The organism is Mycobacterium dioxanotrophicus (assembly GCF_002157835.1).
Classification (GTDB): domain Bacteria; phylum Actinomycetota; class Actinomycetes; order Mycobacteriales; family Mycobacteriaceae; genus Mycobacterium; species Mycobacterium dioxanotrophicus.
Genome location: NZ_CP020809.1, coordinates 2,905,097 through 2,919,536, shown reverse-complemented (window position 1 = coordinate 2,919,536; position 14,440 = coordinate 2,905,097). Strand labels below are relative to the sequence as shown.

17 protein-coding genes are annotated in these 14,440 nt (G+C 66.9%); 8 read left to right on the top strand and 9 right to left on the bottom strand.

Going from position 1 to position 14,440, the window contains the following annotated elements:
- Positions 1-37: 37 nt before the first annotated feature.
- From dop to BTO20_RS14075, 6 genes are all read right to left on the bottom strand, one after another.
- Positions 38-1,534, bottom strand: a complete 1,497-nt coding sequence (gene dop / locus BTO20_RS14100; protein WP_087076785.1) for a depupylase/deamidase Dop — start codon at positions 1,532-1,534, stop codon at positions 38-40.
- A gap of 9 nt (positions 1,535-1,543) precedes the next feature.
- Complete coding sequence (thpD, locus tag BTO20_RS14095) at positions 1,544-2,416, bottom strand: ectoine hydroxylase (protein WP_087076782.1); 873 nt, start codon at positions 2,414-2,416, stop codon at positions 1,544-1,546.
- Entirely contained in the window at positions 2,413-2,805 is a 393-nt protein-coding gene (locus BTO20_RS14090) for an ectoine synthase (RefSeq protein WP_087076780.1), read from the bottom strand. The genes thpD and BTO20_RS14090 overlap by 4 nt, the downstream gene beginning before the upstream one ends.
- A 15-nt stretch (positions 2,806-2,820) precedes the next feature.
- Positions 2,821-4,107 (bottom strand): diaminobutyrate--2-oxoglutarate transaminase, encoded by a 1,287-nt coding sequence (gene ectB / locus BTO20_RS14085; RefSeq protein ID WP_087076778.1) that lies wholly within the window; start codon positions 4,105-4,107, stop codon positions 2,821-2,823.
- 92 nt (positions 4,108-4,199) lie between these two features.
- Positions 4,200-4,781: a diaminobutyrate acetyltransferase gene (ectA, locus tag BTO20_RS14080; RefSeq protein WP_087076776.1), complete on the bottom strand. Its 582-nt coding sequence runs from the start codon at positions 4,779-4,781 to the stop codon at positions 4,200-4,202.
- A gap of 400 nt (positions 4,782-5,181) precedes the next feature.
- Positions 5,182-6,090 carry a DMT family transporter gene (locus tag BTO20_RS14075; RefSeq protein WP_087076774.1) on the bottom strand — a complete coding sequence of 303 codons (909 nt, stop codon included), beginning with the start codon at positions 6,088-6,090 and terminating at the stop codon, positions 5,182-5,184.
- A gap of 71 nt (positions 6,091-6,161) precedes the next feature.
- On the opposite strand from BTO20_RS14075, the gene BTO20_RS14070 reads away from it, so the two are divergent.
- A complete protein-coding gene (locus BTO20_RS14070; protein WP_087076772.1) occupies positions 6,162-7,064 on the top strand; it encodes a LysR family transcriptional regulator in 903 nt (300 codons plus the stop codon).
- Between the two features lie 100 nt (positions 7,065-7,164).
- Here the strand turns inward: BTO20_RS14070 and arc are convergent, their stop codons facing one another.
- A complete protein-coding gene (gene arc, locus BTO20_RS14065; protein ID WP_087076770.1) occupies positions 7,165-9,006 on the bottom strand; it encodes a proteasome ATPase in 1,842 nt (613 codons plus the stop codon).
- A gap of 145 nt (positions 9,007-9,151) precedes the next feature.
- Between arc and BTO20_RS14060 the strand changes: the two genes are divergently transcribed.
- From BTO20_RS14060 to BTO20_RS14050, 3 genes are read left to right on the top strand one after another with little or no spacing between them, the layout of a single operon-like run.
- On the top strand, positions 9,152-9,655 hold the full coding sequence (locus BTO20_RS14060; protein WP_087076768.1) for a hypothetical protein: 504 nt from the start codon (positions 9,152-9,154) through the stop codon (positions 9,653-9,655).
- Between the two features lie 43 nt (positions 9,656-9,698).
- A complete protein-coding gene (locus BTO20_RS14055) occupies positions 9,699-10,217 on the top strand; it encodes a hypothetical protein (RefSeq protein ID WP_232491136.1) in 519 nt (172 codons plus the stop codon).
- A gap of 8 nt (positions 10,218-10,225) precedes the next feature.
- A complete protein-coding gene (locus BTO20_RS14050) occupies positions 10,226-10,519 on the top strand; it encodes a DUF503 domain-containing protein (RefSeq protein WP_087076765.1) in 294 nt (97 codons plus the stop codon).
- An 11-nt stretch (positions 10,520-10,530) separates the two neighbouring features.
- Here the strand turns inward: BTO20_RS14050 and BTO20_RS14045 are convergent, their stop codons facing one another.
- Entirely contained in the window at positions 10,531-11,370 is an 840-nt protein-coding gene (locus tag BTO20_RS14045) for a tRNA (adenine-N1)-methyltransferase (RefSeq protein ID WP_198344377.1), read from the bottom strand.
- An 84-nt stretch (positions 11,371-11,454) separates the two neighbouring features.
- Between BTO20_RS14045 and BTO20_RS14040 the strand changes: the two genes are divergently transcribed.
- Together BTO20_RS14040 and BTO20_RS14035 are read left to right on the top strand one after the other, a co-directional pair.
- The gene (locus BTO20_RS14040) at positions 11,455-12,321 is read left to right on the top strand and encodes a RecB family exonuclease (protein WP_087076762.1); all 867 of its coding nucleotides are present in this window, start codon (positions 11,455-11,457) and stop codon (positions 12,319-12,321) included.
- Positions 12,318-13,112, top strand: coding sequence for a thioesterase family protein (locus BTO20_RS14035; protein WP_087076760.1), 795 nt, complete (start codon positions 12,318-12,320; stop codon positions 13,110-13,112). Before BTO20_RS14040 ends, BTO20_RS14035 begins: the two co-directional genes overlap by 4 nt.
- A 2-nt stretch (positions 13,113-13,114) precedes the next feature.
- On the opposite strand, the gene BTO20_RS14030 is transcribed toward BTO20_RS14035, so the two are convergent.
- Entirely contained in the window at positions 13,115-13,507 is a 393-nt protein-coding gene (locus BTO20_RS14030; protein ID WP_087076758.1) for a DUF6264 family protein, read from the bottom strand.
- 98 nt (positions 13,508-13,605) lie between these two features.
- On the opposite strand from BTO20_RS14030, the gene BTO20_RS14025 reads away from it, so the two are divergent.
- Together BTO20_RS14025 and BTO20_RS14020 are read left to right on the top strand one after the other, a co-directional pair.
- Positions 13,606-13,923 carry an ArsR/SmtB family transcription factor gene (locus BTO20_RS14025; protein WP_087076756.1) on the top strand — a complete coding sequence of 106 codons (318 nt, stop codon included), beginning with the start codon at positions 13,606-13,608 and terminating at the stop codon, positions 13,921-13,923.
- Complete coding sequence (locus tag BTO20_RS14020) at positions 13,920-14,438, top strand: SRPBCC family protein (RefSeq protein ID WP_087076754.1); 519 nt, start codon at positions 13,920-13,922, stop codon at positions 14,436-14,438. The genes BTO20_RS14025 and BTO20_RS14020 overlap by 4 nt, the downstream gene beginning before the upstream one ends.
- Positions 14,439-14,440 lie beyond the last annotated feature (2 nt).

Below are 14,440 nucleotides of genomic sequence, written 5' to 3'. Positions count from 1 at the left end.
ACCGGTCAATACCCGAATTGCCCGGGATCACAACCCGTCAGGTTGTGAGCTGTTCGACCAACTCGACTGCGCTGTCCACCGAGTCCAGCAACGCTCCCACGTGCGCTTTACTGCCGCGCAGCGGTTCCAGGGTTGGAATCCGCACGAGCGAATCGCCGCCGAGATCGAATATCACCGAATCCCAGCTCGCCGCCGCGATGTCGGCGCCGAACCGGCGCAGGCACTCACCACGGAAGTACGCGCGGGTGTCGGTCGGCGGGCTGTCGACCGCATCGAGGACCTGCTGCTCGGTGACGAGCCGCTTCATCGAACCGCGCGCCACCAGCCGGTTGTACAGGCCCTTGTCCAGCCGGACATCGGAATACTGCAGGTCCACCAGGTGCAGCCGCGGTGCCGACCACGCCAGGTTCTCGCGCCGCCGGAAGCCTTCCAGCAGGCGCAGCTTGGCGGGCCAGTCGAGGATCTCGGCGCATTCCATGGGATCGCGCTCGAGCAGGTCGAGCACCTCGGCCCAGGTCTCGACGACGTGGCTGGCCCGTGGGTCGGGATCGCGGGTGTCCACCAGTTTGGCCACCCGGTCCAGGTACATGCGCTGCAGCGCGAGTGCGGTCACCTCGCGGCCGTCGGCGAGTGCCACGGTGGCCCGCAGCGACGGATCGCGGCTGATCACATGCACTGCGTGCACCGGCCGGGCCAGCGCCAGGTCGGAGAGGTCGATGCCCTCCTCGATCAGGTCCAGCACCAGCGAACTGGTGCCGAGCTTGAGGTAGGTCGAGGTCTCGGCCAGGTTGGCGTCACCGATGATGACGTGCAGCCGCCGGTATTTGTCGGCGTCGGCGTGCGGCTCGTCGCGGGTGTTGATGATGCCGCGTTTGAGCGTGGTCTCCAGGCCGACCTCGACCTCGATGTAGTCGGCCCGCTGGGAGAGCTGGAACCCCGGATCGTCGCCCGACGGCCCGATCCCCACCCGGCCGGAACCGGTCACCACCTGCCGTGACACCAGGAACGGCGTGAATCCCGCGATCACGGAGGTGAACGGGGTCTGCCGGCTCATCAGGTAGTTCTCGTGCGAGCCGTACGACGCGCCCTTGCCGTCGACGTTGTTCTTGTAGAGCTGCAGCTTGATGGCGCCGGGAACGCTGGCGACGTGCCGGGCCGCGGCCTCCATGACCCGCTCACCGGCCTTGTCCCAGATCACCGCATCCATCGGATCGGTGCACTCCGGCGCGGAGTACTCCGGGTGCGCATGGTCGACGTAGAGCCGGGCGCCGTTGGTGAGAATCATGTTGGCCGCGCCGACCTCGTCGGCGTCGACGATCGGCGGCGGGCCCGACGCGCGGGACAGGTCGAACCCGCGGGCGTCGCGCAGCGGTGATTCGACCTCGTAGTCCCACCGCGTGCGCTTGGCCCGCTGGATACCGGCGGCTGCCGCGTACGCCAGAACCGCCTGCGTCGACGTCAAGATCGGATTGGCGGTCGGATCGGAGGGCGAGGATATGCCGTACTCGACCTCAGTTCCGATAATCCGTTGCATATGTCCAGCCTAGGTGACGCGCTCTGCGCGCCGGGCCGCCAGGTATTCCGGCCTGCGCCGGGACGCGGCGAACGGCTCCCCCAGTTGGTTCTCCACCGAGTTGAACACCAGGAAGATGTTGGACCGCGGCAACGGCGTGATGTTGGAGCCCGAGCCGTGCAGCAGGTTCGCATCGAACCACAGCGCCGATCCCGGCGGGCCGGTGAACTGGTCGATCCCGTCGTGGTCGACGGCCTTGGTGAGCGTCGTCTCGTCGGGGACGCCGACGTTCTGGGCCACGAGTGACGTGTCGTGATTGTTGTCCGGCGTGGCACCAACACACGGATAGAACGTGTGGTGCGATCCGGGCACCACCATCAGCGATCCGTTGAACGGGTAGTTGTGCGTCAGCGCGATCGAACACGACACCGCCCGGATCGAGGGCATGCCGTCCTCGGCATGCCAGGTCTCGAAATCGGAATGCCAGTAGAAACCGGTCCCGGTGAAGCCGGGCATCAAGTTGATCCTGGCCTGGTGGATGTACACGTCGCTGCCCAGCAGCTGACGCGCGACCGGCAGCACGGTGTCGAGCCGAACCACCTGGGCGACAAGCTCACTGAGCAGATGCGGCTCGAAGATCGACCGGATGGATCCACCTGGCTCCCGGATCACCCGCGGGTCGTCGGCGTCCAGATCGGCTGCGATGCGGTCCAATTCGTGACGCAGCGCAGGCAGCCGGTCGTCGGAGACGGTGTCCGGCCGCACCAGATATCCCTGTGCGGCGAACCAATCCAGCTGCTGTTGGACGAGCGGCCCGTCGGACTCGGTGCCCCACACCGCGGGTTCGTGACGTGGGATCGGCGCGATGGCGTGATCGAGCCGGGTGGGATAGGGGTCGCTCATGCGACCGACTGCGGCGCCGGGTACGCGCCGGTCTCGTCGTGCACTTCCTGCCCGGTCACCGGCGGGTTGAACACGCACAGCATGCGCATCTGCGTCTCAGTGGTGACGCGGTGGCGCTCATGGCCGTTGAGCAGATACATGGTGCCCGGCCCGAGCGGATGGTTCTCGCCGGTCTCCAAGTTGGTCAAAGTGCCGGTGCCCTCAACAACCCACACCGCCTCGACATGGTGCTGGTAGTGGAACTCGCTGACCGACGACGCATTGATGGTCGTCTCGTGGAAGGAGAATCCGACGCCGTCGCCGGCCAGGATGATCCTCTTGGACCGCCAGTTGGCGTCGGCGACATCGCGGTCGGTGCCGGTGATCTCGGCGGTGGTACGCACGATCATTGGGTGTCTTGCTCCTCAGTTCAGGGTTGCGGAAACGGATTCGTCGAGAATGTCCAGACCCTTCTGCAGGTCGGGTTCGGACGTGGTCAGTGGTGGCAGCAGCTTGACGACCTCATCGGAGGGACCGCTGGTCTCCATCAGCACGCCGAGGTCGAACGCGGTGCGGCACACCTTCGCGGCCTGGTCGGCATCGTCGAATTTCAACCCCTGCGCCATGCCTCGTCCGCGGGCGCTGACGCCGCGGTGGCGCTGCTCGATGTCGTCGAGGCGGGCCCGCACCAGCTCGCCCTTGCGGATCGTCTCCTGGGAGAACTCGGGTGTTTCCCAATAGGTTTCGAGCGCCTTGGTGGCGGTGATGAACGCCGGGTTGTGGCCGCGGAAAGTGCCGTTGTGCTCACCCGGCGCCCAGACATCCAGATCCCTGCGGAACAGGGTCAAGGCCATCGGCAGGCCGTAGCCGCTGATCGACTTCGACAGGGTGACGATGTCGGGAACGATGCCCGCGGCTTCGAAGCTGAAGAACGGACCGGTACGGCCGCAGCCCATTTGGACGTCGTCGACGATCAGCAGGATGTCACGGGTGCGGCACAGGTCCGACAGCGCCTGCAGCCACTCGATGCGAGCGACGTTCAATCCGCCTTCGCCCTGCACGGTTTCCACGATCACCGCCGCGGGACGGTTCAGACCGCTGCCCGAATCGTCGAGAACCCGCTCGAACCAGTGGAAGTCCTCGGTGACCCCACCGAAGTAGTTGTCGTACGGCATGGGGGTGGCGTGGACCAGCGGAATGCCGGCGCCGGCCCGCTTCATCGAATTGCCGGTCACCGATAGGGCGCCGAGAGTCATACCGTGAAAGGCGTTGGTGAAGCTGACAATTGATTCGCGACCCGTGACCTTACGGGCCAGTTTGAGGGCCGACTCGACGGCATTGGCTCCCGTCGGTCCGGGGAACTGCACTTTGAAGTCCAGACCGCGCGGCTCCAGGATCACCCGCGAAAAGGTCTCCAGGAAGCGCTGTTTGGCTTCGGTGGCGATATCGAGCGAGTGCACGATCCCGTCAGAGGCCAGGTAGTCCAGCAACGGAGCCTTGAGCAGGGGGTTGTTGTGGCCGTAGTTCAGCGCGCCCGCACCTGCGAAGAAATCGATGTAGCGCCGCCCTTCGGTGTCGGTCACCCAGGAGTCGCTGGCGCTCTGCATCACCGTCGGCCAGCCACGGCAATAGCTGCGAACCTCGGACTCCACCGAGGAGAACACATCAGGCAGACGATCCTCGGTCAGGGGTGCGGTTTCGGCGAGCAGCAAGGGAAATCCTTCCGATCGGTTCAAATGGATTAAATTGGGGAATTCGGTTGGGCACCTTGGCCGTACAGATTCGGCGGCCGCGGCCCGGTCAATCAGTTGGGCAGTGGTGCGGCGATCGGGCCGATCCGCAGGATCGGCTCGTCCTCGTGGCTGAGGTCGGCGGCGAGCAGTTCACCGCCGAAGTACGGCTCCTCCACGAGCGCGACGCCGTTGCGGCGCGCGAAGGCACCGAAGAATGCGCGGGAGGCCGAATTGTCCGGCGAGACAGTCGCTTCGACGGTGATCGGATGACCCCGCCGGTCAGCCCGGACCCGCTGCACCAGCGCATCGATCATCGCGCTGGCCAACCCGCTGCCCTGCTCCGACGGAGCCACGGCGACCTGCCAGACGAACAGTACGTCCGGTCGTGGCGGCGGGTGGTAGCCGGTGATGAACCCTCGCAGGTCGCCATCATGTTCGGCCACGATCGAGGTGGCAGCGAAATCGGTTGCCAGCAGCAGGTAGGCGTACGTCGAGTTCAGATCGAGCACCTGAGTTTGTGCGGCCAGGTCGCGGATCGCCATCGCGTCGTCGGCACGTGGCGGACGCAGTAATTCGCTGCGGGCATCTGGGCCCCACGGATCTCGTCCCGGCTCTGCGCTGACACGCGGCGGGGCGCTGTTGTAAACGTGCATATCGAGTTAGAAGTCACCACCGAACAGTCATCAATAGTCATCAGTTCAAGTCATCGGTGCTCCGACCGTAAGCACACCGGGGGTGGTTGATCAAGCCGACCGACATGCCCGGGCACCTCTGGGAGTCTGCTGTGCACCGGCGCTGAGCTGCGATTATCCCGCAGCCACCGACCATCGGGTGAACTTCACCACCGTTATCAAATCGTTATAATCGCCCATCGGTCCTCGCGAACCCGCGCCAAAGGACACCGGTCGACCCGGAAAAATGAGGCGAAAACCGGCATAATCGCACCATTTTCGCGGGAAAGAGACCATTTTTACGCCCCGTCAATAAATGCGGATATCGTGGAATTCCGGCGGCTGAATTCGATGGCATTTCGACACCGGCCGGCACCGAATATCAGCCCGGCAGGACGCGACTCTCGTCGCGCGCCGCCGGCCCATCGACCGGTGCCAGCACCCGCTGACCCCATACCGCACCGCACACCACCAACGCCGCACCGCAAACTCCCGCCACGGTGACCGGATCGGACGCCACCGCGGCACCGATCACGGCGGCCCACAGCGGTTCGGTTCCCAGCAGCAGGCTCACCCGCGCGGGCGTGCTCCGTTGCACGGCGCGCACCTGCACGACGAACGCGAACACCGTGCACGCCAACGCCAGATACAGCAACACCAGCCAGTCACCGCGACGCATGCCGAGCGCGATGGTGTCCACCGGCTCCCCGGTGGCGCTGGCCAAGCTCACCGAGAGAATCGCGACGGTCATCAGCTGCACCAGAGCCATCCGGGTGACGTCGAGCTCGCGGCCCGCCGTCATCCGGCCCAGCAGGGCCACATGCCCGGCCCGCAGCACAGCCGCTGCGCCGATCACCACGTCACCGACGCCGGGCGGCCCGAAACCCTGTGACTGCGTGAGCAATACACACCCCGCCACCGCCGTCGCGCCGGCGGCATAGAACCGGGCCGGGACACTGCGCGCGCCGCACAGCAGCGGCGTGACGACGATCGTCAACGCCATCAACAGACCCGCGTTGGACGCCGACGTACGGGTCACACCGTAGGTTTCGCACGAGTAGACGGCCCACAGAACGACGCCACACAGCATGCCGGACGCCAGTTCTTCTGGCGTGATGCGTCGCAACCTGGACCCGGCCAACACCGCCAGCGCTGCCACGGCGATGACGAACCGCAGTGCCAACACGGCGAATACGGTGTCGCCGCTCGCCAGCTCTTTGGTCGCGAGGTAACTGGAACCCCACACCACGGCGACACCGAGCAGCGCGAGGTCGGCGGTCCGGTTGGGCATGCGTCCAGCCTGTGGCCCACCATCACTTCAGTCAAGCTAACGATTCTGTCATATATATGTAGAATTTCTTCATGGATGCGGGCCGGCTACGGATGCTGCGCGAACTGGCCGATCACGGCACCGTTGCCGCCGTGGCCGACGTGCTGTCCATGACGCCGTCGGCGGTGTCCCAACAACTCAAGATCCTTCAGCGCGAGGCGGGTGTAGCGCTGATCGAGCCGGCAGGCCGCAGAGTCCGGCTCACCGACGCCGGTCGGGTACTCGTGGGCCACGCGGACTCCGTGCTGGCCGCACTCGAGCGTGCCCGCGCGGAGATGGACGCCTACCGGACGTCGCCACGAGGCACGGTCAGTGTGTCGTTCTTTCCATCGGGCGCGGCGATGTTGTTGGTTCCGTTGATCGTTCGAGCCCGTGACCGCGGTGTCGAGGTACGCGGCCGCGACATCGACGTCCCGGCATCCCGCGCCCCGCAACAACTCGCCGAGTTCGACATCGTGGTCGTCCACCGCGATGAGCGCGACACCTCGGACTGGGAACCGCGTTTCACCGCGACCGAGCTGTTGCGTGAACCACTCGATGTGGTGATGGCTGCCGACCACCGGCTGGCCCGCCAAGATCGGGTCCGGCTGACCGAGCTGACCGACGAACACTGGATCGGTGTGGAGGGCGGCCTCATGGTCGACGACGTCCTCAACTCGATCGCGCTGCTGACCAGCGTGAAACCACATATCACGCAGCGGGTCAACGACTTCCGCGTCGTGGAAGAACTGGTCCACGCGGGTCTCGGTATCGCGCTGATGCCGCGCTACGTGTTGCTGACCCGGCCGCTCGTCCGGTTGCCGGTCACCGACATCACCGTGGCTCGCCGCGTCGAGGCCGTCACCCGATCCGGGGCCGCGGCACGGCCCGCCGTCGGCGCGGTGCTCGAGGAACTGCGCGCCGTCGCGGCGGCGATCGGCTCAGCAGACGCTTGACGTGGCGTCATGACGTCTGCCGATCTGCGGCTTCGCCGGGGCCCGGTGGAGTGGCTGTGCAACGCCGGCTACCGGGCCCTGGCGGGCGCGACGACATCCGCTACAGGTACTGACCCAGGTTCGACTCGGTATCGATCGCCCGCGACGCACTCGAGCTCTTCCCGGTGACCAGCGTGCGGATGTACACGATCCGCTCGCCCTTCTTGCCCGAGATGCGGGCCCAGTCATCGGGATTGGTGGTGTTGGGCAGATCCTCGTTCTCGGCGAACTCGTCGACGATCGAGTCGAGCAGATGCTGGATGCGCAGGCCCGGCTGGCCCGTCTCGAGCACCGCCTTGATCGCGTTCTTCTTCGCCCGGTCCACCACGTTCTGGATCATCGCGCCGGAGTTGAAGTCCTTGAAGTACATGACTTCCTTGTCACCGTTGGCGTAGGTGACCTCCAGGAACCGGTTGTCGTCGATCTCGGCGTACATCCGGTCGACGACCTTCTCGATCATCGCCTTGATGCACGCGGCGCGGTCGCCACCGAACTCGGTCAGGTCGTCGGCATGGACCGGCAGGTCCTCGGTGAGGTACTTGCTGAAGATGTCCTGCGCCGATTCGGCGTCCGGGCGCTCGATCTTGATCTTGACGTCCAGCCGGCCGGGCCGCAGGATCGCCGGATCGATCATGTCCTCACGGTTGGATGCACCGATGACGATGACGTTCTCCAGGCCCTCGACACCATCGATCTCCGAAAGCAACTGAGGCACAACGGTGGTCTCGACATCGGAGCTGACTCCCGTGCCACGGGTGCGGAAGATCGAGTCCATCTCGTCGAAGAACACGATCACCGGGGTGCCCTCGGAGGCCTTCTCCCGGGCCCGCTGGAAGATCAGCCGGATGTGCCGTTCGGTCTCACCGACGAACTTGTTGAGCAGCTCGGGGCCTTTGATGTTGAGGAAGTAGCTCTTCGCGTCGCGCGCGTCGTCGCCACGCACCTCCGCCATCTTCTTGGCCAGCGAGTTGGCCACGGCCTTGGCGATCAGCGTCTTACCGCAGCCGGGAGGACCGTAGAGGAGCACGCCCTTGGGCGGACGCAGCGAGTACTCCTTGTAGAGCTCCTTGTGCAGGAACGGCAGCTCGACGGCGTCGCGGATCTGCTCGATCTGCCGGCTCAGGCCACCGATGTCGAGGTAGCTGACGTCGGGCACCTCCTCCAGCACCAGGTCCTCGACCTCAGCCTTGGGGATGCGTTCGAACGCGTACCCGGCCTTGGTGTCGACGAGCAGCGAGTCGCCAGGGCGCAGCTTGCGCGGCCGGCCGTCGTCGACCAGCAGACCCGAATCCTCGGGCAGCTCGCTGAAGGCCACCAAGGGCTCGGCCAGCCACACGATGCGCTCCTCGTCGGCGTGACCGACCACCAGGGCGCGGTGTCCGTCGTCCAGGATCTCGCGCAACGTGCTGATCTCGCCGACCGCCTCGAAGCTGCCTGCCTCGACGACCGTGAGGGCCTCGTTGAGCCGCACGGTCTGGCCCTGCTTGAGCGTGGCCGTCTCGATGTTGGGCGAGCACGTCAACCGCATCTTGCGGCCGGAGGTGAACACGTCGACGGTGTCGTCGTCGTGGGTCGACAGCAGCACGCCGTAACCGCTCGGCGGCTGACCCAGCCGGTCGACCTCCTCACGCAGCGCAAGCAGCTGCTGACGGGCCTCCTTGAGGGTGTCCATCAACTTGGCATTGCGCGCGGCCAGCGAGTCGATCCGTGCCTCGAGCTGATGCACGTCGCGGGCACTGCGCAAACCGCTCTGCGGACCTACCGCATTTTCCAGTTGCTCGCGCAGGATTGCGGCCTCGCGGCGCAACGATTCCAGCTCGGCGGCTTCTTCGCTGGATCCCGGCGCCGAGTGGCCACCCTGGTAGCCCTCGGCGAAACCGTCCGAACGCTCTGACTCGCTCATCTTGCGCTCCCTCCCGCACCGGAAGTTGGTGCAGTAACAACTTCAACGCTACCGGCGATTCAGCCTTTGTGTGTGGTCTAGGAACTCGACACACCAGCGCCACTGTTAGCCTCTTGTCTGAGTTGGTCCGATCGAAAGGAATGTCGTGACCCTGAAATCCCTCGTTACCGGCTTTGTCGCAGCCGCAGGAGCGGCCGCTGTCGTGGGCGGTGCCGCGGCAGGTGTGACGTCCATTGCATCCAGCACCCTCTCGTCCGCTCCGGCCGTGCAGCCGGTCGTGTTCGACGCGCCGCTGCCGCAGGCCCCCGCGCCGGAGCTGCAGACCGCCCTGACCCAGACGCTGCAGGCGCTGGCCACCGGTGGTTCGTTCAGCGGTAAGGCTGCCTACATCCAGGGCGGCATCGGCCGGATCGAGAGCATCGCCGCGGACCGCGCTTACAGCCGGGCCGCAGCCGAAGGCAAGTTCCCGCTGACCTTCAGCGTTGCCAACATCGACGATGAGGGCGGCGTTGCGACCGCCGATGTCACCGCGACGTCGAACCTCGGCGGAACCGCCACCCAGAACATCCAGTTCGTGGCCGGCCCGAGCCCCACCGGCTGGCAGATCTCCAAGGCCTCGGCCATGAACCTGCTGTCGTCGGTCAACTGACGGTTAATTGATCCGCATCGCAGTCCTGAGTGCCGCCACATGTGTGGCGGCACTTGGGCTGTCAGGGTGCAGTAACGACGAACGCCCTGCGGCCGCGCCGCCGCCCCCGGCGACCAGCTCGCTGATCACGCCTGCGCCTCCTCCGGCAGCGCCGCTGCCCGCGCCGGACGCGCTGACCGGCGTGCTGTACCGGCTGGCCGACGTGAATGTCCCTGGCGCCAACAAGGTCGGCCTCGTGGAGCATTCGACCTCCGACGACGCCGCGGCCCTCGACAAGTTCGGCCGGGCGCTCGCCGATTACGGTTTCACCCCGCTGGACTTCGAGGCCAAGGATCTGGCCTGGTCACAATCGACCGCGGGCAACGTGGTCGCCACCATCACGGTCACGACGCCGTCCGCCAATGGCCAGGGCAAGCAGTTCAGCTTCCCGATGGAGTTCACGCCGCACGGCACGGACTGGCTGCTGACCCGACATACCGCCGACATGCTGCTGGAACTCGGCCGCACCGCCACTCCCGAGCCGGCTTCTCCGACGCCGGTTCCCCCGACGCCGACCCCCTGAGTCCTCGGATGTGGATCGGCTGGCTGGAATTCGATCTGCTGCTCGGTGATGTCCGCTCGCTCAAGCAGAAGCGGTCGGTGATCCGACCGATCATCGCCGAGTTGCATCGCCGGTTCGCCGTGTCGGCCGCCGAGACCGGCGCCCATGAGCTGCACCGTCGCGCCGGGATCGGTATCGCGGTCGTGGCCGGGGACCATTCCCACGTGGTCGACGTGCTCGACGCCGCCGAGCGGCTCGTGGCGGCCCGCCCGGAGGTCGACCTGCTGTCCACCCGCCGTGGCCTGAGCCGCAGCGAAGACTGACGGGCGCGCTCCTAGACGCTGCCGCCGAGCTGACGCTTGCGCCGCAGCGGCATGGGCGCCACAGCGCCCGGGGCCAATTTGCGCACGCTGACCAGAAAGGCGGTGTGCCCCCGCATGGTGTGTTGCGGACGCACTGCCAGGCCCACCACGTGCCAGCCCCGCTGCATGCTTTCCCACGCCCGCGGCTCGGTCCAGCACTGCTGCTCGCGCAGCGCCTCCACGACACGGGACAGTTGGGTGACGGTCGCGACGTAGACCATCAGCACGCCGCCGGCAACGAGCGCCTGCGCGACCGTGGGCAGCACCTCCCACGGCGCGAGCATATCGAGCACCACCCGGTCCACCTCGGGACCGTTGTAGTCCGACAGGTCGGCGATGACCAGGTCCCAGTTCTCGGGCCGCTCACCGAAGAACGTGACGACGTTGCGTTCGGCATGCACGGCGTGGTCGTCGCGGAGCTCGTAGGAGATCACGGTGCCGCCCGGCCCGACAGCGCGCAGCAGCGAACACGTCAGCGCGCCCGATCCAGCACCGGCCTCCAGCACGCGCGCGCCGGGAAAGATGTCCCCCTCGTGCACGATCTGTGCCGCGTCCTTGGGGTAGATCACCTGCGCGCCGCGCGGCATCGACATCACGTAGTCGACCAGCAACGGGCGCAGCACCAGGAACTGGTCACCGTTCGTGGATTTGACGACGCTGCCCTCCGGCAGGCCGATCACCCCGTCGAGGGAGATGATCCCGCGGTGGGTGTGGAATTCGCCGCCCGGCGTCAGCACCATCGTGTAGTGCCTGCCCTTGGCGTCGGTGAGCTGCACGCGGTCACCCACGGCGAACGGTCCGGTCCTTGGCACGGTCAACCAGCCTGCCAGTAGCCCCGCCGCGCCGGGTGCGCGGGTTGCCGCAAAATTGTCGGAGCCCGGTCATAGGCTGCCGGTATGAGTGAGGTGACGGCGGCAACCACGCTTGCCGAGCCGGCCGGGCCGCTGCGCAGGCCGGCGCTCTCGCCATCCCGGGCCAGCGATTTCAAGCAATGCCCGCTGCTGTACCGCTTCCGGGCCATCGACCGGCTGCCCGAGCCGCGGTCACCGGCGCAGCTGCGCGGATCACTGGTCCACGCGGCCCTGGAGCAGCTGTACGGGCTGCCTGCGGCCGAGCGGGTACACGACACCGCGCTGGCGCTCGTCGAGCCCGCCTGGGCCCAGGTGGTGGCCGCGGAGCCGGAACTCGCGGAGACCGTGTCCCCCACTCTCTTCGAGGAGGCGCGGGCGCTCCTGTCGGGTTACTACCGGTTGGAGGATCCGACGCGGTTCGACCCGGACAGCTGCGAGCTGCGCATCGATGTCGAGCTGACCGACGGCACGCTGCTGCGGGGGTTCGTCGACCGCATCGACGTCGCGCCGACCGGTGAGCTGCGCGTGGTGGACTACAAGACCGGCAAGGCGCCGCCCGCGGCGCGCACCATGGCCGAGTTCAAGGCGATGTTCCAGATGAAGTTCTACGCGGTCGCGCTGTTGCGGTCGCGCAACGTCATGCCGGCCCGACTGCGCCTGGTGTACCTCGCCGACGGTCAGGTACTCGACTATTCGCCCGACGCCGACGAACTGCTCCGGTTCGAGCGCACCCTGATGGCGATCTGGCGCGCGATCCAAACAGCCGGCGCCACAGGCGATTTCCGGCCCAACCCGTCGCGGCTGTGTTCGTGGTGTGCGCATCAGGCCCTGTGCCCCGCGTTCGGTGGCACCCCGCCGCCGTACCCGGGCTGGCCCGAGCAGTCACCGGCCCCGACAGAGCCCGCGGCATGATCGGCTGCCACTACCGTCGGCTCTCCGCCGACGGCGAATTCCAACTGTTCGAGTCCACCGCCGACACCCGAAGCAACTGGGATCCGGCGATCCAGCACGGCTCGCCTCCCCTGGCCTTGTTGACCAAGGCCATCGAGGAGTTGATGGCTCCGTCGGGTCTGCGCATCGGCCGCTTGACGCTGGACATCCTCGGCGCCATACCTGTTGCGCCGCTGCGGGTCCGGGCCTGGGTCGACCGCCCGGGCGCCCGGATATCGCTGGCGATCGCCGAGATGTCCGCACAACGGCCTGACGGGCAGTGGCGCGCGGTGGCCAGGGTGAGCGCGTGGCTGCTGGCCACCGGGGACACCAGCGATGTGGCCACGGATCGCTTCGCCCCGCTGGTCGAAGGGCAGCAGACCGATGTGGCGCACGACTGGGAGGGCGCGGCGGGCTATCTGGAGACGGTGAGCTGGCGGCGCCAGCGCGGTACCGACGCCGGGGCGTCGGTGGTGTGGTTGCGTGCGCTGACCCCGGTCGTCGATGACGAAGAGACCACGGCGGTTCAGCGGTTGGCTCTCGTGGTGGATTCCGCGAACGGTGCAGGCGCCGCGTTGGATCCCGACAAGTTCGTCTTCATGAACACCGACACCGCGGTGCACCTGCACCGGCTGCCGATCGGATCCGACTTCGCCCTGCGCGCACGGGGCTCCATCGGACCTGACGGCGTCGGCGTGACGACCGCGGAACTCTTTGACCGGCAAGGGTTTATCGGCACCTCAGCACAGACCCTGCTGGTACTGCGGCGCTGACGTCAGGCGGATCCGGCATCGGCGAGGAGCAGGGCGGTCACCGCGAACAGCGCCAATTGGACGCAACAACCTGCGATCGGCACCACGAAGGCGCGGCGCCGACGGAACATCAGGTAGGCCGTCACCGCCAGATCGATGACGAGCAGTGCGGCGCCGGCGGGTATCGCCACCCAGAAGGTGCGGTCAACCGCGGCGGGGTACCCGCAGATGTCGGCAATGCACATCTCGAGCGCCTGCGCCATCCGCAACCAGGACAGCCAAGTCTCGACGACGAGCGCCGCGTGCAGCACCACCAGCGCCACCGTCAGCGCCGCCTGTCCCCTGCGAGGCTTGGGCCGGTATCGCTGCGCGTAGCGGGAGATCGCGTCCTGCAGTTCCGGATCGTCATGAACCACCCAGCCAGTGTGACGTGCCGACGACCGACGTCGCCAGGCACCCGGACGACTACCTATATGCGTTTGCATCTATATAGACAGAGTGCAATACTCGATGCATGGACGTCTTCGAGGCCGTCGCCGAACCCAGCAGACGCGCCCTACTCGACGCGCTCACCGACGGCGAGCGCACTGCCGGTGAGCTGGTCGCCACCCTGCCCGGACTGACCCAGCCGACCGTGTCACGCCACCTCAAGGTGCTGCGTGAGGTCGGCCTGGTCGAGGTCCGGCCCGACGCGCAGCGGCGCATCTACGCGCTGCGCGCCGACGGCCTGGTGCAGATCGATGCGTGGATCGAGCGGTACCGCCGCTACTGGACCAACCACCTCGACGCCCTGGAACGTCACCTCGAAACGACCCACAAGGAGACCAAATGACCAGCCGCGAAGGAAAACTCACCGTCGAAGGCGATCGGGCCGCGCTGAACTTCGAGCGACGCCTGCCCTATCCGGTCGAGGCGGTGTGGGCCGCGATCACCGAGCCCGCGCAGCGCAACCAATGGATGGGAGAAACGACGATCGACGCGCGGGAAGGCGGCACGATCGAGATGATCCCGCATTCGCCACCGATCCCGCCTCAGCAGAAGAAGATGACCGGCCGGATCAGGGTGTGGGACCCGCCAAGGGTTTTCGAGCACGAGTGGAACCAGGCCGTGTTGTCGGCCCCCGAAGCCGGCGTCGTGCGGTACGAACTCAGCCCGGATGGCGACGGCACCCTGCTGCGGTTCAGCCACCGCGGTCTCACCGCCCGCGACGGCCAGGGTTTCCATCCCGGCACCCACGCCTACCTGGACCGGCTGGAAGCTCACCTGGCAGGCAACGAACTCCCCGACTGGGGGCAGCGCTATCAAGAAGTGGCAGCGGCGTTAGGTCAGCAATGGGAAGGGGAATAGTC